Origin of the sequence: Hymenobacter sp. BT18, assembly GCF_012273015.1 — a bacterium.
GTDB classification, from domain to species: Bacteria; Bacteroidota; Bacteroidia; order Cytophagales; family Hymenobacteraceae; genus Hymenobacter; species Hymenobacter lutimineralis.
Map to the genome: position 1 here is coordinate 1,345,218 of NZ_CP050954.1, position 19,801 is coordinate 1,365,018.

Consider the following 19,801-nt stretch of genomic DNA (forward strand, 5'->3'; position numbering starts at 1 on the left):
ACAACGCTAACCCGGCGGTATTTTGTGCCTTTATGCGCAGCATTGCGCCAAGTCACCCTCTGGCCCCGCGCTAGCCCGCCAGCGGCAGCTCGATGTAAAAGGTAGTGCCCTCCCCCTCCCGGGTTTCAAACCAGATGCTGCCGCCGGCGCTTTCGATACCCCGCCGGGCCACCGCCAGCCCAATGCCCGAGCCTTTTTCCTTGGTGGTGAAGTTGGGCACAAAGATTTTTTCCTGCACCTCGGCTGGAATTCCGGTGCCATTGTCCTCAATGGCAATGCGCACTTTGCCGGCGCCCACCCGTTCGATGCGCGCTTCCACCTCCGGCCGCTGGCCTTCCGGTACTGCTTGCAGCGCGTTGATCAGTAGATTATTGAACGTGCGCACCAGCAGGCTTTCATCGGCATACACGATGTAGCCATGCTCCTCGGCTTCGGGGGGCAGTTGTAGGCGCACCTGGCCATTGCCCTGGTGCAGCCCCACGCAACGGCGCAGCACGGCGGCCACATCCAGCCGCTCGGGGCGCATGGCGGGCAGATTAGTGAAGTTGCTGAACGAGGTGGCAATGTCAGTCAGCACATCAATCTGCGTGATGAGCGTCTGCGATACGCGGCCAATCAGCTCTGAGAGGTCGGCCCGGCCGTCCTGAATGGCCCGCTGCAGAAACTGCAGACTAAGCTTCATGGGCGTGAGCGGGTTTTTGATTTCGTGGGCCACCTGTCGGGCCATTTCGCGCCAGGCCGCTTCTTTTTCCTGGGCGGCCAGCTCCTGCTTGCTTTCTTCCAGCTTGCGCAGCATGGTGTTGTACTCGCGCACGAGCAGCCCAATCTCATCCGACGACTCGTAGGTGAGCATTTCATTTTGCCCCGTGAGCGTAGTGTGCTTGAGCTTTTCTGTAAGCAGCTTGAGCGGGGCGGTGAGGTAACGCGAGGCAATAAACGTCAGAATCAGGAACAGGATGAACATCACGGTGAAGATATTCAGGATGGTATCCACCAGCTCAATCAGCTTGGTATCCAGCTCTTTCTCGGAGTCGAAGAAGGGAATTCCCACGTAGCCCAATACTGCTCCGGCCCCGGGCGTGGCCGTGGCTACCCGCAACGGCAGGTATAAGGCATTAAACGAAAGCGTCCCGGCGCGTTCTGAGAGCAGAATTCGGGGTTGGCTGCGCTCGGCCAGCGCCTTCATGGCCTGCGGGTTCATGAGCGGACTTAGCAGGCCGCTCTCGAAGATGAGCGGCTGACTACTTACCAGCAGCTGGCCTTGGCTGTCGTACAGGTTGAGGTCGGTTTCGGTGAGACTGGCTACCGTGGTAGCCGTCTCGGCCAATTGCGTGCGGTTCACGGAGTCGGCCAGCAGGGCCCGGTTCTTCAGCAGATTATCCTGCACGGCTTTGCCACGGCGCTCATAAGTGCGCAGCAGGTCGCGCTTGTAAGAGGCCGTTACCTGGCTGGCCGTAGCCACGCTTACCACCAGCAGCGGAATCAGAATGCCCAGGTTCAGGAACAACTGAATCTTGGTGCTGAAGTTGGTGCGCAGCATGCGGGGGTATTTGCCCCGCACCACCATGTAGCCCACCACACACAAGAGCCAGAAGAAGGTGTGCAGCAGGAACAGAAACGAGAAGTTGGCCAGCCAGCTGCCAAAGGAGTACTTGGGCGTGGTTACTACCACTACCCGCTCCTGCGGGCCGCGTACGCCCAGGTGGTGCCGCCCCGCCACTACCAAGCCGGTCGTGTACAAGCGGGGGTCGTGGAGGGCTTGGTGCCGCAGGTTGTTGACGTAGTCAAAATCTCCCTCGCTGTACACTGGGCGGTCATGCTCAAAGCCGGCATAGCTCAACTCGGGACCAAGCCCAGGCTGGAAGAACTTTTCATCGACGAGCAACTCCGGCACCAGGCTATAGGTGGTGAGCTTTTTTAGGGCCAGCTCCAGCACAATGGTAGCCACCCCGCCCGACGCGGCCTGCACGGGCACAAATGTTACGTAGCGGCGGGAGCTGAACGTAGCGCCATCGTGTACCAAGTAGAGGTTTGACTGGTCGGTCTGCACGGCATTGCGCAGCAGGCGGCTTCGGGCGGCGGCTAAGGTTTCCACCCCGTTGGTCGCACCCGGCCGTTGCCCGGCCACATCAAAAAATAAGACGTTGGTTTCGTACTTATCGAAGTAGTCGCGCAAGTAGTACTTCTCAATCTTCTGCCGTACTACGTCCTGGTTGCCGAAGGGTCCCGTAATGCGCGCTTGGATAAATGGGTCAGCCGCCATTTGGCGCGTCCGCTCCGTGAGCAGAAATTCCCCCTGCAAGTCGTTGTCAACCAGGAGGTTGCTGGCCATCTTCTGCTTGTTCTGAATCAACTGCCGGTCGAAGTGCATGTACAGTGCCAGGGACCCAATGGCTGCACTTAGCCCTACCATCAGGAACACCAGCAGGTATAACTGGTAGGGCACCACCGCCGCCAGGGGCCGCAAGCCCGTGAGGCGCAGAATCAAAAAGAAAATAAGGGTGAGGCCCAGCAGAGTAATGTAGGGCATACTCAGCAACAGCCCCACCGGCGTAAATACCAGGGCACTGCCCGCCAGCAGCAGCACGGCTACCCCCTTAGTAGCGGGCCGGACAATAGCCACAAAGCACTGCGTCAGCAGATACAAGGCCAGCAGGTACCCGCCGGTATGCAGCACAATAGCCAGTAGCAGCAGCAGTTTGAAGGTAGATACCTGAATGCTCTGCGTGATATCGAGGTTGAGTTGGGAGTTGGTGAAGGTGCTGGCGTAAAACTGGTATAGCGTGATAAGCAATGCATAAAACGCCAGTACGGCCCCAGTGCCCACGGCCACGCGGGCGGCATCCCGGTGCAGGCGCCCAATGCGCCGCAGCACCCCGTACCGCCGAAACAGCCGCAGGCCATACACCGCCACGACCACCATCACCAAGGCGTTTAGCAACAAGTCGCCTAGCGAAGGGGAAATGGCCGAGGCGGCGTATACGCGCGGGTCGAACAAGGGCAACTCAATAAAGGAGAAAGGCAGCCCCCAGTACAGCAGCGCCGCCCGCAAAGCCACCAGGGGCAATACCACCGCCGCAGCCCCGCGCAAGCGTCTTTGCTGTGTAAACCAGCGCTGAGCCAGCAAAAGCCACCCCAGCAGGTACAGGACAATACCCAGCAGAAGCAGGCCCGCAGGCAGGAATTTGCCGGTTACGGGGTTGGCGTGCAGACTCTCCAGAGAAAACAAATACGTCCCCCTGGCCGAGTATATCCGCGGCAGAAGCCCGCTTGGATCGTTGGTTACGATGCGCAGGCTAAGGCCCCTGAACAGGGCCTGCGTAGCGCCCTCCCGCAGGTAGCGGTTGCTGATGCCATAGTATTTCTCCAGGGGCACGTAAGTTAGTAGCACGTAGGGGCCGGCCGGCTGGCGCAGGGCTAGATAGCGGCCAAACTTCATCTCTACTACCTTCTCCTGGAACGGCTGCAGCGCATTTTCTACCTCCGGCCGCATCATGTGGTCGGACCAGTAGCGCAGCTCCAGCTTTTCAAAAACGAAGGTCGGATAAGTCGCGCCCTGTAGCAACCGACTAAAGCTAGGCGGGTCTCGCTGCAGGTCGGCGGCCAGCTTAGCTCCCTCCTGCTCGGCGGTATGCTCGGCCGTGCGCACCAAGTTTTGCAGCTGCCGGGCCTCTGCCCGCAGCAGTACCGACGTGGCCAGCCCGTAGTGGTTGCTGATGTAGGCCGCCGCAAAGCAACCTGCAGCCAGCAAAAGCAGCAACCAGGGAAAAGTACGTTTGGGCAGCAAGGGCTAGAGAATACGAATGGAGCCCCGGCCCGGACGAGCCAGTAGGCTAATAGAAATGGGCTAGCATCAAAAATGCCGCCAATTGGCGGCATTTCCTACCGGGCAGGCCGGTGGCTAGTATCTAACTATGCTGGCTACGCAACCATACGCCTGCGGCCGCAAGGCTTAGCGCTGGGCCAGCTTCTTCTTTTTGTTGTTGCGGTACCACCAGAAGCCTACCGTGCCAATTAGCAGGTACGGAATGGTCATCAGGTACAGAATGCCTTTGTTCAGGCCAGAGGTATCATAGCCCTCCTTGTCCGTGCGGGAGGCTTCCACCTGGGTTTTGCACATGGTGCACTGGGCCTGTACCGAACGAGGAGCCACACTCCCAAGGCTCGTCAGCACTACCAGCCAAAAAACGAAAACTAGTACCTTTTTCATCTCTTTTCTAACACTCCCTGCGGAGTAAAGTTTCGCTAAAACGGCTTTTCTGCTAGGTGTAGTACGGTGAAATCATCAGGTACACAAGCACCCCCGTTACCGAGACGTACAACCACACGGGAAACGTCCAGCGGGCAATGCGCCGGTGCTTGGCAAACTGCTCGGTGAGGGCGTAGTACAGCGTGAACAGTACTAGGCCCACTGTAACGGCGGCCAGCACAATGTGCGTAAGCAGCACAAAGTAGTACACCCCGCGAATCAGGCCTTCCCCGCCAAACTTAGTAGAAGCTACCTGGGAGTGATAGGCCACGTAGGAAACCAGGAACAAGGAACCCAGCAGAAAAGCCAGGCCCATCATCAGCCGGTGGCGGGCGACATCCTTGCGCCGGATGAAGTAGTAGCCCACCACGAGGCAGACCGCGGTGAGCGAGTTCAGCCAGGCGTTTACCTTGGGCAGCATCTTCACTTCAAGACCCGGAATCCGAAAAATACCAGGGAAGAAATACAGTACGGCTACGGCCAAGGGAATGATGGCAGCCAAAGCACCCATCAGTATTTTGTACTTGGTAAAGCTGCCGGGGTTAACGGCGGGGTTCGTCGGTGAGGTCATACGAGTAAAGCATTACGCCAATTTCGGTGATGAGCCGCTCAATCTCCTTGGGGCTGCTGCCATCGTAGCGGCCCCGCACCTGGCCTGCCCGGTCTACCAGAAACAGCTGCTGGCTGTGCTGGAGCCCCGGAGCAACCCCTTGCGGCGCCGGTAAGCGAAACTCATCTGTTAGTAACCGATAAACCGCGGTTTTGTCACCCGTCAGGAACAGCCATTTTCCGCTGATGGCGCCATACTGCTCGGCATATTTTTCCAGAATAGCCGGGGTATCGTGGGCCGGGTCCAGCGTAACCGAGGTTAGCCGCACCCGGGGCTCGTGCCGGAACTTCTCCTGCACCCGCTGCAGCAGGCTGCTCACCTGCGGGCAGGCACCGGCGCAGGTAGTGTAAAAGAAGTTGACCACGTAAAGGCCCTTGGCGAAGTCCTGGCTACTCACGGGCCGGCCTGACTGCGACTGTACCGCAGGCCACACGATGCGGTGGAAAACAGTATCGCGCTGCCACTTCCCCCCTACCTGCGTCGAGTCGACGCGGTCGGGCAGGTAAGTTGGCAGCGCGTAACGGTTGGTTCCAAACGTTTTCAGGAAGAGAAACGCCAGCACCGGCACAAGCAGCATCAGGCCCAACAGGAGCGTTTGTTTGGGCCGCATGCGGTTAGCGGTTGAAAACGGCCTCGTTGATGTACGAGCCTTCCGTAATCAGGGCCACCAGCAGCCACACCAGCAGGGACATCGGAATCAGGATTGTCCAGATCAGGCCCTTAGTCTCATGCTTCAGGTGCATGAACTCCGCCACGATGAAGAAGGCCTTGAAAATGGTGAGGATAATGAAAATAGCGTTGCGGAGCGTGCCGGGGTCCATCAGAAATACGAACACGAATTCCAGCGCCGTAATGCCTACGAGCACGAAAAACGTTTTCCAGATCCAGCCGGTATTGGGCTTGGCAATTTCGGCAGGATTATGCGAGTCGAGGCCTACGTGATTAGCCATCTTGTTGAATGGTTGAGTGGTTAGAATTGCCAGCTGATTAATTGACTTACTGGTAGCAGGATTAGCCTTACGGCGGGCCCAACTACCAGCAGACCAGTAAGCAATTTACGTTATACGAGGTAGAAGAAGGTGAAGACGAACACCCACACCAAGTCTACAAAGTGCCAGTAAAGGCCAATTTTCTCCACCATTTCGTAGTGGCCGCGCTTCTCAAAGGTGCCGTTGGTGGTAGCAATGAAGGCCCACACCAGCAGGCAAACGCCCGAGAACACGTGCGTGCCGTGGAAACCAGTGATAAAGAAGAACAAGTCAGCAAACAGCACGGGGCCGTACTGGTTCATCGCCAGGTTAGCACCGTGGAAGATGGTGCCATCGGCCATGCGCGTACCCTCATCAGTGCCACCGATAAAGTGCGTCCATTCCCAGGCCTGGGAGCCCAGGAAAGTAGCCCCGAACAGAATCGTCCAAAGCAGCCACTTTTGCACATCATTCTTGTCCATGCGGTGGCCGGCTTCTACAGCCAATACCATCGTCACCGACGAGAAGATGAGAATCATCGTCATCAACGCTACGAAAGCCAGCGGCAGATCCATGCCGTGCAGGCCCGGGAAGGAGTTGAACACCTTATCAGGCACAGGCCAATACGCCGTGGAGAATTCAAAGGCTTTGCCCGAAGCAGCATCAAACGCCGCGTGGCGGTGACGGATCAGGCCGTAGGTGGTGAGGAAGGCAGCGAAGGTAAAGGCATCCGACAACAGGAAGAACCACATCATCAGCTTGCCGTAGCTTGCCTTGAATGGTTCATTGCCTCCGTCCCAAGGTCCGCTGCGGGGCGTGTCGAGCGTGGCAGCGTGCTGCGTTGCCGCTTGTGAAATGGCCATAGTGCGCGTAAAGAAGGTCGAAAAACTAGTGGTTCAAAAGTAGGAACAAATACAGGTACAACCAAAGCCCGCCCAGGAAGTGCCAGTAGATTGTGACGTTGCCGATGGACAGCATCTGACGCGAATGCACCTGATAGTTAAAGCTTTTCCGCAGCACTTTCAGCAGAAAAATCAGGCCCGTAATCAGGTGAAAAGCGTGCACGCCCATCAGCACATACAGGAAGGAGCCGGAGGGATTTGCATCAACGCCACCAAAGTGAATCTTGTTACGCACGAGTTCGGCCCATACCTGCCACTGCCCTACCAGGAAGGCCGTGCCCAGCACCAGCGTCAGCACTAAGCCCAGTTTTACCTGATTTAGCTCATCCTTGCGGGCCGCGAAGTAAGCCCACTGCACCGTGGCGCTGCTTAGCACAATCAGCACGGTATTGATGAGCATGCTGGCCGGCAGCTCAAATTCCAGCCAGTTGCCTTCTTCCCGGCGCACGATATAGGCGCTGGTGTAGGCAGCAAAAATCATGAAAATGCTGATAATCATCAGCCAGAGAACGAGCCGGGCCGGGTGCAGACCGGTGCCGGGTTCTTTGTCGGTTAAGGTTTCGGCAGGATGCATAAGGAGTTTTTTTTACGCGGTTTAAATCACCAGTTGCGTTGACTTCAGGCGGCCAAACCCAGTGGCTTCTGGCTGAAATAACAACACCAAAGCCTTAGATTTTGTCCATTACCAGGGCAATCTGCACGATGGGCAGGTACAGAAAAGAACCAAACATGATGCGCATTGCCGCCTTTTTGGTGCAGGTGCGCATCAGGTAAAATGTTTGCATCAGAAACAGCACGCCACAAACCGCGGCCACCATGGCGTAGGTAGTGCCCGTCATGCCAAAGTAGAGCGGCAATAGGCTCAGGGGAATCAGCACCAGCGTGTACGTCATGATCTGAATGGCCGTACGCATGTCCTTGCCACCCGGGGTGGGCAGCATCTTGAAGCCGGCTTTCTTGTAATCGTCGTCGAGCACCCAGGCTATGGCCCAGAAGTGCGGAAATTGCCACATAAACTGAATGCCAAACAGTACCCACCCTTCGATGCCCAGCACCCCGGTGGCCGCTACCCAGCCAATAAGCGGCGGCATGCCGCCCGGTATGGCCCCTACCGCTACGCAAATAGGAGAAATGGTCTTCAGCGGAGTGTAGATGAACCCGTAGAGGATCAGCGAAACCAGGGACAGTGCCGCGGCCAGGGGGTTAAAGAAGTACGTTAGCAGGCCCAGACCTAGGCCACCCACCAGCAGTACGAACACCCACGCTTCCGTTACCGACAACACGCCCAGCGGCAGCGGACGTTTAGCGGTGCGCTTCATCAGCCGGTCGAGGTCTATTTCGAAAATCTGGTTGATGGTATTTGCTGCGCCCGTAACCGCCAGCCCGCCTACCATCACCAGCAGCGCCCGGCTCCAGTTGAACTCCTGGGCGCCCAGCAGGTAGCCAATGGCGCTGGAAAACGCTACTGTCAGCGACAATCGAAACTTAAGCAGCTGAAAATACGCCCGGGCCTTCGTCATACGTGGTTATAACAACCCATCGGGGCAAATGCTTGCCAAACGGGGCCGCAAAGTTACGCAACAACGCCCGGACTAGCCTCTTGCCGCACCAACTTCGTAGCTCGGCGGTACGCCAGCCCCACCAGCACCTGTAATCCGAAGAGTACCGTAGCCAAAGTGAGGTGAATAGGCTGCACAGCGGCAGGTAGTGCCCAATAGGCTAGGGTAATCCCCGCCAGTATTTCCAGCCCCAGGACGCCGATAACGGCGACTGCCAAGGGCCGTAGCGCGCCAGTCGAGCCTACGTACAGGCGATACATCAGATACAGATTCAGCAGTAGCAGAATTGCCGAGTAAGAGCGGTGCACCCGAAAGGCTATGCCCAACTGTTCTACCCACTCGGCGCGGCCCAGATACTGCGCGGCGGCCGCAACCAAATCCACTTCCTCTCTTACTTGGGTACCGAGCACAATCTGGCCGAACGTGGCTCCAGCCGCAATCAGCAGCCCCCAGCCCAGGCCCGGGACAGAGTGCTCTACTACCCGGTTGCTATCCCGCTGGGAGCGGTCAACGGCGTACAGGAGCAGCGCTACAATGAGCAAGGCAAGGCCCATATGTATGGTCACCATAACGGGGAGCAAATTGGTAGATACCACCAGGGAGCCTAGCCATCCTTGCACGCCAGTAAGCAGAAAACAGGCAAATGCCAGCCAAAACACGGGCCTATCGTGGCGCCAGTAAGGCAGTGCCAACACTACCGTGAGAAAAATAAAAATTCCGATTAGCACACCGAGGAGTCGGTTCACGTACTCAATCCACGTTTTGGTGGGGTTGAAGTCTGTCTCAATATACTGCGTGGGATGCGCAAAGATTTCCCCAGCTACTTGCTTGAAACCCATACGCTCCAGCGTACGAGCCAGCCGCTGGTTTTTCGCCACCCGTTGGGCAGTATATATCTCCTTGTAATTGGCCGGTAGCTGGTTGATATGCGTTGGTGGTACCCAAGAGCCAAAGCACTTGGGCCAATCGGGGCAGCCCATGCCAGACCCCGTGCTTCGCACGACACCCCCTACCAGAATCAGCAGGTAGACGCTGACTACCGTCAGCAAACCAAAAAACCGGAAACGACGAACAAAAGCTGGAGTTTGCAGCATGACACGCAATACGCTGCTGCCCATCAGGACAGAATGAAAAAGCAAAAAGAAAGGGAAGCCTAGCCGAATAAACCGGAACCGGGCTCCCCTGCTGAGAAAGAAAGCGGGCCGCCGTAGATACAGCGGCCCGCTTTATGTTGGCCGGGTGGCCTACTCCATTTCTCGCTCGTAGGGCAGGTTAGATGACTGCGTTTGCGAGAAGGGCACGTTTTGCGGAATGAAATCCTCGGCGGCACCGGGCTTGCTGTAATCGTAAGGCCAGCGGTACACAGCGGGAATAGCCCCAGGCCAGTTGCCGTGACCCGGCTCGATGGGCGTGGTCCATTCCAGCGTGGTCGAGTTCCAGGGGTTCTGGCTAGCCCGACGGCCGCGGAAAATGCTGTAGAAGAAGTTGAAGATGAAGATGAACTGGGCAAAGAAGGCCAGAATAGCAGCCAACGAAATGAACTTGTTCAGGTCAGCAAACTGCGAGAACATGTCGAAGCCCGTCCAAGCGTAGTAACGGCGGGGGAAGCCGGCAATGCCTACGTAGTGCATCGGCAGGAACACCAGGTACACGCCGATAAAGGTCAGCCAGAAGTGTACGTAGCCCAGCTTCTCGTCCATCATGCGGCCGAACATCTTGGGGAACCAGTGGTAAACCCCAGCCCACAGGCCGAAGAACGCTGAGGAACCCATTACCAAGTGGAAGTGAGCTACCACGAAGTAGGTGTTGTGCATCTGGATATCTAAGGCAGCGTTGCCGAGGATAATACCCGTCAGACCACCCGAGATAAACAGCGACACAAAGCCAATGGAGAACAGCATGGCCGTAGTGAAGCGGATGTTACCGCGCCACAGCGTAGCCAGCCAGTTGAAGGTCTTCACGGCCGAAGGCACGGCAATAATCAGCGTCAGGAACATGAACACCGACCCCAGGAAGGGGTTCATCCCCGTCACGAACATGTGGTGAGCCCACACGATAAATGACAGCAACGAAATACCCAGCAGGGAACCAATCATAGCGCGGTAGCCGAAGATAGGCTTACGGGCGTTGGTGGCCAGGATTTCCGATACCATGCCCATAGCAGGCATAATTACGATGTACACCTCGGGGTGACCCAAGAACCAGAACAAGTGCTGGAACAGAACCGGCGAACCACCTACGTTGGGCAGCGCCTGCCCAGCAATGTAGATATCCGACAGGAAGAACGAGGTGCCGAACGAACGGTCAAAGATCAGCAGCAGCGCTGCCGAGAACAACACGGGGAATGAGAGCAGACCCAGGATAGCCGTCAGGAAAAACGCCCAGATGGTCAGCGGCAGCTTGCTCATGCTCATGCCACGGGTCCGCAGGTTGATGACCGTGGTGATGTAGTTTACACCGCCCAGCAGCTGCGACACGATGAACAGAGCCATCGATACCAGCCACAGCGTTTGGCCCATGCCCGAGCCAGGAATAGCCTGGGGCAGTGCCGAGAGTGGTGGGTAAATTGTCCAGCCGGCAGCGGCCGGCCCGGTTTCGATGAACAGGGAAATGAACATTACCACACTGGAGATAAAGAAGAACCAGTAGGAAAGCATGTTCATGAAACCCGAGGCCATGTCACGGGCCCCGATCTGCAACGGAATCAGGAAATTGGAGAACGTACCCGACAAACCAGCCGTCAGTACGAAGAACACCATGATGGTGCCGTGCATCGTTACCAGTGCCAGGTAGAACTCGGGGTTCAGCTTGCCAGCCTCAATCCACTTGCCGAGGAAGGGCGAAAGCCACTCAAACGTAGCCTCGGGCCAGCCCAGCTGCAAGCGGAACAAGCTCGACAGCGTACCGCCGAGGATAGCCCAGAAGATACCCGTAATCAGGAATTGCTTGGCAATAACCTTGTGGTCGGTGCTGAAAACGTATTTCTCCAGAAAGCTGAGCTCATGATGCTCGTGGTGGTCATCATGGTGCAGATGCTCGTCGTGCGCAATGCCAGGCTCGGTTGCCCCGATGCCCCCTTGCACGTTCGATTGGGTTGGAAGATTAGCAGCCATAGAAATGCGGGCGGTTAAAAGAGGTTACAGCGAAGCTTTGGCAGCGGGAACTACGGCCGCAGCGGCCGGCGCAGCTTCTGAAGTACCAAGAGGAGCTGCTTTTTGTTTGAAAGAAGCCAGCACATCCGGGTTCTGCGAAGAGAAAGACTGTTGCTTGGCATACCAAGCTTGGTAGTCGTCCGGCTCATCCACGATGATAGCCAGCTTCATAGCAAAGTGGCCGCGGCCGCAAATCTGATTGCAAGCCAATTCGTAGTTGAAAGCCGGGTTGCCGGTCTGAGCACGCATCTCATCCGTGGTCTTGGTAGGCGTAAACCAGAACTTGGTTGGCATACCGGGTACAGCATACATCTGCACGCGGAAGTGCGGCATGTAGACGGCGTGCAATACGTCGCGGGAGCGGATTTTCAGCAGTACGGGGTGGCCCTTGGGTACGTGAATTTCCCCAGCTACAAAGTCATCCAGGCCTTTCTGGTCACTCAGGTCAAACCCAAACTCATTAGTGGCATCAATCAACCGGTAGTTAACTACGCCCAGCGCCTGGTCGCGGCCGGGGTAGCGTACCAGCCAGTTGAACTGCTTACCCATGATTTCCAGTACAACGGAGTCCTTGGGAGCAGGCCCAGTGATGCGGCTCCACTCTTTCCAGCCCGCGAATACCAGACCGGCCATCACGATGGCGGGAATTACCGTCCAGATAACCTCAATCTTGTTGTTGTGGGGAAAGAAGAAAGCGCGGCGGCCATCCTGGTGCTGGTACTTGTAGGAATACACAAACAGGGCTATCTGCGTAATCACAAACACGATACCGATGATGATCATGGTCGTCCAGAACATCCGTTCCGTGGCATGACCGTGCACCGAGGCAATCGGGGGATTCATCTTGCTGTAGTTTTCGATAAACGACCACGCAAAGGCGGCGCCCCCGAACAACAGAAAGACCAGCATGAGAATGCCGTTGACGCGGTTGCTCATGCCGATTTCGCGCACGAAGCTACCCGAGAAGATGGAGGTGAGAATCTGGAGGCGGAACAGCAGGCCGAATACGACCAACAGCAACACCAGCACCAGAAGAATACCAAGAACTGTCATTGTGATGAAAGTTAAAGCTTGTAGATAGTAAGGAGTGGCTCGGAGAATAGGTTCCGGCCACTCCGCTTACTAACCAAATTAGGTGGTGTGGTGCAGGCTTTCGTCCATGAAGGGGTGGTTCACGGGTACCAGCGACGCCTGCGACAAGCGCTTCGTCATCAGAATCAGGAACAAGCCCAGGAACACCAGCGCCACGCCGATTTCAATAAGGTAACCGTTGTTCTCCTGTAATGTTGAGGGCATCAGCATCAGGTAGAAGTCAGACCAGTGCCCAATCAGGATAGCAATGCTCACAATCTTCATCATGATCATCTGACGCTTGGCATCCCGGGTCATTAGCACCAGGAAGGGGAAAACGAAGTTGATGACCAGGTTGAAGAAGAACAGCCAGGTATACTGACCATTAAAGCCGCCCAACCGCTGATTGAAGTAAATGGCTTCTTCGGGCAGGTTGGCGTACCAAATCAGCATGAACTGGGAGAACCATACGTAGGTCCAGAAAATGCTGAAGCCGAACATGAACTTGCCAAGGTCGTGCAGGTGGCTGGCTTGAACCCAGCGCAGATAGCCAGCTTGCTTGAGCAAGATGGTGGTCAGCGTAATGGCGGCAATACCCGATACCCACCATGAAGCGAATACATACCAGCCAAACATCGTAGAGAACCAGTGCACGTCAACCGACATAATCCAGTCCCAGGCCGCCATCGACGAGGTTACGGCGAACAGCACTAGGAACAGCGCCGATACATTGATGGTCCGGTGGAAGTACTCCGTTCCGCCGTTCAAGTCTTCTTCCAAAGACAGCTGGCGTAGTTTGTAAGTGAAGAATGCCCAGATGGCTACGTACAGCACCGTCCGGATCAGGTAAAACGGAATGTTCAGGAAGCCCGACTTGCCGGCAATGATTTCGTCGTAGTTGGCGTTGCCTTCGGTCATAATGCCGGGCATCGTCCAGTGGAAGATATCATGGTTGATAAGCCCCAGGCCGAAAATCACCAGCAACAGAATACCGCCGGGCAGTACCCAAGCGCCTAGTGCTTCCATGATGCGGCGCACGAGTACCGACCAGCCGGCGTAGGCCACCGATTGGATAGCCAAAAACACCGTGCCTACTACTGACACGCCGAGAAAGAACACATTGCTGTGCCACAGGCTCATGATCAGGCGCTTCAGCCAGATGGGGCTACCATGATGCTCAGCGGCTCCGTGAGCCGCAGCGGCGCCATGAGCGGCTTCAGCTCCTTCGTGGTGTCCACCGCCAAATACGGCCAGCAGCAGACCAGCAGCCAGCACCAGTACCCCGGCTACGATGATCCAAATAAACTTTTTACGGGCGCTCGGCGAAACCTCCAGGTATTCAGCCGTAACGCCGTCGTGATGCGTCAGAGTTGCCATAGGTTAGTTTGCCGTTCCGTTACGTGCTTTATCTCCACCTTGCCCGGGAGTTTCCGAGGCTTTGTCTGCTTGCGCTTCCTGTACCGGCGCCTGTAGTTGCGTATCGTTGGTCTGCGAAGAGTCGGCAATGGCTACACTAGCCGTCGAGGCACCGCGCGACTTCAATAGGTCAGCTACCCCGTCCGGGCCTTTGCCCAGTTGCAGGGCCCGCACGTACATGGCAATCTTCCAACGCTCCTCGGGGTTCACCTGCGAGCCGTGCGGCATCATGCGGTTACGGCCCCACTGAATCACGTGGTAGATGTGACCGTCGTTCATGGTCTTATAAGCGCCCGCCGAGTAGTTGGGTACCCCTTTGAACTTCACCCCTACCGGGCCTTGGCCGTCGCCCTGCTCACCGTGGCAATGCTGGCAATTCCGCAGGTAAAGCGTTTTGCCTTCTTCCAGGTTTTCTTTTGTGTAAGCGTAAGGGTTGCGCAGCACCTTTTCGGCGGTAGCCACGTCGTCCTTGCCAATGTGGTTGTAGTAGTCGGCTTTGCCGAGGGGCACTGTGCCCACCACTGGGGTGCGCTCATTGATGCCCATGGGGTTTACCGTGTTGGCATTCACTTGGCGCAACGGGTCGTACGGAATAGATTCGTACATCTCCGGAGCATATTCGATGCCGGGGTCGTCGGGGCGGTTGCAGGCGGTGGTGAACACCGATGCCAGCAGAACAGCCGACGCGTGCAGACTTAATTTCAGCGAATGCGTCATTAGAACTTGGACATTTCTTTTTCGTTCACCTCCGAAGCACCGTTGGCGCGCAGCAGCTGGGTTACGTTACCCAGATCCACACCTTCCTTCAGCTCAATAGCTACCACAAACTTGTCGTCGGTGGAGCGCACGTCCAGCACAGGAGTTTTCCAGCGTGGGTACAGCTTGCTGATGGCGTAGAAGGTAATAACCATGCCGTGGCAGCAGAAGAATACGGTCAGCTCAAAGGAAACCGGAATGAAGGCGGGCAGAGCAATGTGCGGCTTACCACCGATGATCATGGGCCAGTCAAACCCGAGGGTGTAGATCTGCAGCCAGAGCGCGAAGCACAAACCCGTCAGGCCATAGAAGAAGGCGGCGATGGGCAGGCGGGAACGTTCGATGCCGAGGGCATCATCCATACCGTGAATCGGGAACGGGGTAAAAACCTCATAGATTTTTACGCCCGCTTCCCGGACGTTTTCAACGGCGTGCAGCAGCACGTCTTCGTCGTCGAAGATGCCGAGGGCGAAGCGCTTAGTCATGCTTATCGTGGTTTACAGGAGCCGAAGCCGGAACCCCGTGGGTGGCAGGTTGATGAACAGCGTGGTGCGGGTCGTGCCCGGTATAGGTAGGACCATTATCCACCGTGTACTTGAGCACGGACTTGACCTCGGCCATGTTGATGACGGGGAAGAACTTGGCAAACAAGAGGAACAAGGTGAAGAACAGGCCCAGCGTGCCCACGTAGATGCCGATGTCAATCCAGCTCGGGGAGAACATGGCCCAGGAGGAGGGCAGGTAGTCGCGGTGCAGGGAGGTAACGATAATCACGAACCGCTCGAACCACATACCGATGTTGACGATGATGGACAGGATGAACGTGGCCGGGATGGAGTAGCGGATGCGCCGGATCCAGACCAGCTGCGGGGTAATCACGTTGCAGGTCATCATGCTCCAGTAGGCCCACCAGTAGGGGCCCGTGGCCCGGTTGATGAAGGCGTACTGCTCAAACTCCACCTGCGAGTACCAGGCAATGAAGAACTCGGTGATGTAGGCCACGCCCACGATCGAGCCGGTAATCATCATGATCTTGTTCATCAGGGCAATGTGCTCGAGGGTGATGTAATCCTCCAGCTTGAACACCACCCGGGTGATGAGCATCAGGGTGAGCACCATGGCAAAGCCCGAGAAGATAGCCCCGGCCACGAAGTAGGGCGGGAAAATGGTCGTGTGCCAGCCCGGTACAACCGAGGTAGCAAAGTCCATCGATACGATGGTGTGCACGGAGAGTACCAGCGGGGTCGAGACGCCGGCCAGGATCAGCGAGACGGTTTCGTAGCGCGACCAGTGCTTGGCCGAGCCTTTCCAGCCCATGCTCAGCAGCGAGTAGGCCACTTTGGCAATGGGGCCCTTGGCCCGGTCGCGGATGGTAGCAAAGTCCGGCACCAGGCCCGTGTACCAGAACACGAGCGACACGGTGAAGTAGGTGCTGATGGCAAACACGTCCCACAGCAGAGGCGAGTTGAAGTTAGCCCACAGAGAACCGAGTGTGTTTTGCAGCGGGAATACGTAGAAAGCCAACCACGGGCGGCCCATGTGCAATACCGGGAACATGGCCGCGCAGATTACGGCGAAGATGGTCATGGCCTCGGCGGCACGGTTGATGGAGGTGCGCCACTTCTGGCGGAAGAGCAGCAGCACAGCCGAGATAAGCGTGCCGGCGTGACCGATACCCACCCACCACACGAAGTTGGTGATGTCCCAGGCCCAGCCCACCGTTTTGTTCAGCCCCCACTCCCCGATGCCGTACCACAAGGTGCGATACACGGAGTAGAAGAAGATGCCGAGGAAAAAGAGTGCTACGGCCAGGGCAGCCATCCACCGAATATTCGGGGCGGCTTCTACCTGACGCGACACGTCTTGGGTGACGTCGTGGTACGTTTTCCCCCCGGTTACGAGCGGCTCCCGTACAGGCGATACGTGCTGCATATATTTAAGAGATTAGGGTGCTTGGGGACTCAGAGCACGAGCAGCTAAAGACGATTTAGCTGCTCGGCTCCATCATCATTACGCGTTGCGAACTTCTTCCGTGTTACGAATCTTGGTCAGGTACGTGATGTTGGGCTGCACGTTAATGGCATCCAGCACGTGGAAGGCCCGCTCGCCATCTTCGCGACGTAGCAGCTTCGAAATGCGGGTTTCCGGGTCGCGCATATCACCGAACACAATGGCTTGCGTGGGGCAAGACTGAGCACAGGCCGATACGATTTCACCATCCTGCGGGCGACGCTTCTGCTTTTTAGCTTCGAGCTTGCCGAGCTGAATACGCTGCACGCACATCGAGCACTTCTCCATCACCCCACGGGCCCGAACCGTCACATCCGGATTCAGCACCATGCGGCCGAGGTCGGTGAACATGTGGCCGTTTACGTTCTCAAACTTCTCGTTGCTGTAGTACGAGAACCAGTTGAAGCGACGCACCTTGTAGGGGCAGTTGTTGGCGCAATAGCGGGTACCTACGCAACGGTTGTAGGTCATCTGGTTGAGACCTTCCGTGCTGTGGGTAGTAGCCAGTACCGGGCACACCGTTTCGCAGGGAGCGTGGTTGCAGTGCTGGCACATCATGGGCTGGAAGATTACCGAGGGGTTCTCGGAGGGGTCTTCCATGGCCGCATACGTAGCCAGCTTGCCTTTTTCTTCGAAGTCCGACTTATGAGCATCGGAGCTGTAGTAGCGGTCAATGCGCATCCAGTGCATTTCGCGGCGGTTAATAACCTCCTGCTTGCCTACTACGGCCACGTTGTTTTCGGCCTGGCACCCAATCACGCATGAGCCGCAGCCAATGCACGAGTTTAGGTCGATGGCCATGCCCCAGTGGTGGTTCTTGTACTCGTAGTCCTGCCACAGCGACACTTTGCCGGGCATTACTTTGCCTTCCGGCGTAACCAGCTTTTCGTATTCGGTTACTTCTTTGGGGTCTTTCTGGTATTGCTTCAGCGTCGCTTCCTGCACCACCGGCTTGCGGTCCATGATGGTGTGGTGCGTCTGCGTCTGGGCAATGGGCGACGTAGCACCGGTTTTTTCCAGCGTTACGTTTGCGCTGTAAACCACGGCGCCTTCCCGTACCGTGGCGAAGGGCAGCACGTTGGCGCCTACTTTATCACCTACTTTGCCGGCCATTTCGCGGCCATAACCCAGGGCGATGCTCACGGTGCCATTGGCTTGGCCGGGCTGAATCAGGACGGGCAGCTCAATGGATTTGCCATTGGCCGATACTTTCACCACGTCATTCTGCTCCCAGCCTTTTTCTTTGGCCATAGCGCGCGGAACGGCTACGTAGTTGCCCCAGGTAGCTTTCGACACCGGGTCGGGCAGCTCCTGCAGCCAGGGGTTATTGGCTTCCGAGCCGTTGCCAATGCCTACCTTCTCGTAGATGTACAGCTCAGTGCCGGAGCCTTTGGGCGCAGCAGCAATAGCCGAAGCGGCAGCAGCGGCGCTCATGGCCGGGGTAATCTGTGCGGCCGGGGCGGGCAGTGCCGTACCTGTAGCTACACCGTCATGGACGGCTTTGTCCCAGGCTTTCTGGAAGTCACCGCCTAGCACACCTTGCCACTGGCCACGCAGGTAGTTGTAATACGACTGTGGGTTACCAGCCCAGGTCAGCAGTGAATCCTGCGCCTGACGCGTGGCAAACAGCGGCGAAATAGCAGGCTGCGACAAGCTCAGGAAGCCGCGCTTGGGCTCAAAGTCATTCCACGATTCCAACCAGTGGTGGTCGGGCACGGCGTACTGGCAGAGGGAGCCGGTTTCGTCGCGACGGTCGTTCAGCGAAATGGTCAGCCCTACTTTGGGCAGAGCAGCAGCCAGCTGAGCGCCTTTCGGGTGGTTGAAGACCGGGTTGGCGTGGTAGAAAATCACGGCGCCTACCCGACCAGCAATGATGTCGTTGACCAAGCGGTCCATGCGGGCATCGTCGCCCTGGCGTACGTAGGAAGGAGCGGCTACATCAACGGCGGCTGAACCCAGCGCGGTGTTGATGGCGGCTACCAGCGTCTGCACGGCCGGGTCGTTGGAACCCGATACCACGAGGCCACGGCTGCCAGCAGCCTTCAGCTCGTTGGCAGCTTTGGTTAGCTGTTCGTTTTTGTACGAAGCACCAGCACCGCCGCCTACTACGGCGTTGTAGAGGGCCAGGGCTGCGCCGCCCAGCTCGGATGGCTTCAGCGGCACGCGTACGTCGGCATTGGAGCCGGTCAGTGAAAGCGCGGTTTCGAACTGGAAGTGACGCGACATGGTGCGCTTCTCGCTCGATACTTTGCGGTTCTTGATGTACTGCGCGGCAAACTCAACCGGCGAAATCCAGGTACCCAGGAAATCAGCCGCGAGGCTCACGATAACATCGGCTTTGCTGAAGTCGTAAGCCGGCAGTACGCCGTTGTTGGCGCGCAGCAGGCTGGAGGCCGAGTTCACGTCGTACATCACGTGCTCCGTGCCGGGGTAGCGCGAAGTAAACTCCGCAATTACTTTCTTGGTGCTGGGGCTGATAATGGTCGGCGACACAATGGCAATCCGGCCGGCACCTGCCAGCTTGGAGCGGATTTCCTGATCGACGCGGTCCTTGTCAGCCTTCTGGCCTTTAATGGAGAAGTGCTGGAGACGGGCGCCATCGTAGAGGCTCAGCACGGCCGCCTGGGCCCGGGCCGAAAGACCACCGCGCGTGATGGGCGACTCCGGGTTGCCTTCCAGCTTGATCGGACGACCTTCGCGGGTTTTCACCAGCACGCTGTTGTAGTCCTGCCCCGTGAAGTAGGTAGAGGCGTAGAAGTTGGCAATACCTGGGTCAACCTCTTCCGGCTTGTTCAGGTAAGGAATGGCCTTTTTTACGGGCGTTTCGCAACTGGCGAGGGTGGCGGCGGCAATGCCGAAGCCCATCAGCTTGAGGAAGTCGCGGCGCGGGGCAACCGTGGCGTCGGAAGAGCCATAGGTTTCCTTCATCGGCAGGAAGTCCGCAAACTCCGTGAGTGCATTCTTCACGAACTCCGGTGAGTTCTCCAGTTCCTCAACTCCCTTCCAGTACTTAGGCGACTCTTGCATTTGTTTAGGGGACTTAGGGGCTTGAAGACGAAGGGCTGGCGTAGCAGTGCCCGGTTTCGTCCCCAAGTTCAAGGCTTGTAT

16 protein-coding genes are annotated in these 19,801 nt (G+C 57.2%); all 16 read right to left on the reverse strand.

Features of this window, described 5'->3' with window-relative positions; translation table 11 throughout:
* Positions 1–70: 70 nt before the first annotated feature.
* The 16 genes from HER32_RS05540 to HER32_RS05615 all read right to left on the reverse strand — a co-directional run bounded on the left by HER32_RS05540 (position 71) and on the right by HER32_RS05615 (position 19,720).
* Positions 71–3,751: a sensor histidine kinase gene (locus HER32_RS05540; RefSeq protein WP_168681112.1), complete on the reverse strand. Its 3,681-nt coding sequence runs from the start codon at positions 3,749–3,751 to the stop codon at positions 71–73.
* Between the two features lie 201 nt (positions 3,752–3,952).
* Entirely contained in the window at positions 3,953–4,153 is a 201-nt protein-coding gene (locus HER32_RS05545; protein WP_232066397.1) for a hypothetical protein, read from the reverse strand.
* A 109-nt stretch (positions 4,154–4,262) separates the two neighbouring features.
* On the reverse strand, positions 4,263–4,820 hold the full coding sequence (locus HER32_RS05550) for a DUF420 domain-containing protein (protein ID WP_149071356.1): 558 nt from the start codon (positions 4,818–4,820) through the stop codon (positions 4,263–4,265).
* A complete protein-coding gene (locus HER32_RS05555) occupies positions 4,792–5,469 on the reverse strand; it encodes an SCO family protein (RefSeq protein ID WP_149071355.1) in 678 nt (225 codons plus the stop codon). The genes HER32_RS05550 and HER32_RS05555 overlap by 29 nt, the downstream gene beginning before the upstream one ends.
* Positions 5,470–5,473: 4 nt before the next feature.
* Complete coding sequence (locus HER32_RS05560; protein ID WP_149071354.1) at positions 5,474–5,809, reverse strand: cytochrome C oxidase subunit IV family protein; 336 nt, start codon at positions 5,807–5,809, stop codon at positions 5,474–5,476.
* Between the two features lie 110 nt (positions 5,810–5,919).
* Positions 5,920–6,690, reverse strand: a complete 771-nt coding sequence (locus tag HER32_RS05565) for a cytochrome c oxidase subunit 3 (protein WP_149071353.1) — start codon at positions 6,688–6,690, stop codon at positions 5,920–5,922.
* Between the two features lie 25 nt (positions 6,691–6,715).
* Positions 6,716–7,303 carry a heme-copper oxidase subunit III gene (locus HER32_RS05570; RefSeq protein ID WP_149071352.1) on the reverse strand — a complete coding sequence of 196 codons (588 nt, stop codon included), beginning with the start codon at positions 7,301–7,303 and terminating at the stop codon, positions 6,716–6,718.
* A 94-nt stretch (positions 7,304–7,397) separates the two neighbouring features.
* Entirely contained in the window at positions 7,398–8,249 is an 852-nt protein-coding gene (gene cyoE, locus HER32_RS05575) for a heme o synthase (protein ID WP_149071351.1), read from the reverse strand.
* A gap of 53 nt (positions 8,250–8,302) precedes the next feature.
* On the reverse strand, positions 8,303–9,427 hold the full coding sequence (locus tag HER32_RS05580) for a COX15/CtaA family protein (protein WP_232066398.1): 1,125 nt from the start codon (positions 9,425–9,427) through the stop codon (positions 8,303–8,305).
* A gap of 105 nt (positions 9,428–9,532) precedes the next feature.
* The gene (locus HER32_RS05585; RefSeq protein WP_232066400.1) at positions 9,533–11,401 is read right to left on the reverse strand and encodes a cbb3-type cytochrome c oxidase subunit I; all 1,869 of its coding nucleotides are present in this window, start codon (positions 11,399–11,401) and stop codon (positions 9,533–9,535) included.
* Positions 11,402–11,425: 24 nt separating this feature from the next.
* On the reverse strand, positions 11,426–12,493 hold the full coding sequence (locus HER32_RS05590; protein ID WP_149071350.1) for a cytochrome c oxidase subunit II: 1,068 nt from the start codon (positions 12,491–12,493) through the stop codon (positions 11,426–11,428).
* Positions 12,494–12,571: 78 nt separating this feature from the next.
* The gene (locus HER32_RS05595) at positions 12,572–13,888 is read right to left on the reverse strand and encodes a quinol:cytochrome C oxidoreductase (protein ID WP_232066401.1); all 1,317 of its coding nucleotides are present in this window, start codon (positions 13,886–13,888) and stop codon (positions 12,572–12,574) included.
* 3 nt (positions 13,889–13,891) lie between these two features.
* Positions 13,892–14,644 carry a c-type cytochrome gene (locus tag HER32_RS05600; protein WP_168681114.1) on the reverse strand — a complete coding sequence of 251 codons (753 nt, stop codon included), beginning with the start codon at positions 14,642–14,644 and terminating at the stop codon, positions 13,892–13,894.
* Positions 14,644–15,168, reverse strand: coding sequence for a DUF3341 domain-containing protein (locus HER32_RS05605; RefSeq protein ID WP_149071348.1), 525 nt, complete (start codon positions 15,166–15,168; stop codon positions 14,644–14,646). The genes HER32_RS05600 and HER32_RS05605 overlap by 1 nt, the downstream gene beginning before the upstream one ends.
* Positions 15,161–16,615: an NrfD/PsrC family molybdoenzyme membrane anchor subunit gene (gene nrfD / locus HER32_RS05610; protein ID WP_232066402.1), complete on the reverse strand. Its 1,455-nt coding sequence runs from the start codon at positions 16,613–16,615 to the stop codon at positions 15,161–15,163. The genes HER32_RS05605 and nrfD overlap by 8 nt, the downstream gene beginning before the upstream one ends.
* 78 nt (positions 16,616–16,693) lie before the next feature.
* Positions 16,694–19,720: a TAT-variant-translocated molybdopterin oxidoreductase gene (locus tag HER32_RS05615; RefSeq protein ID WP_168681116.1), complete on the reverse strand. Its 3,027-nt coding sequence runs from the start codon at positions 19,718–19,720 to the stop codon at positions 16,694–16,696.
* Positions 19,721–19,801: the final 81 nt, after the last annotated feature.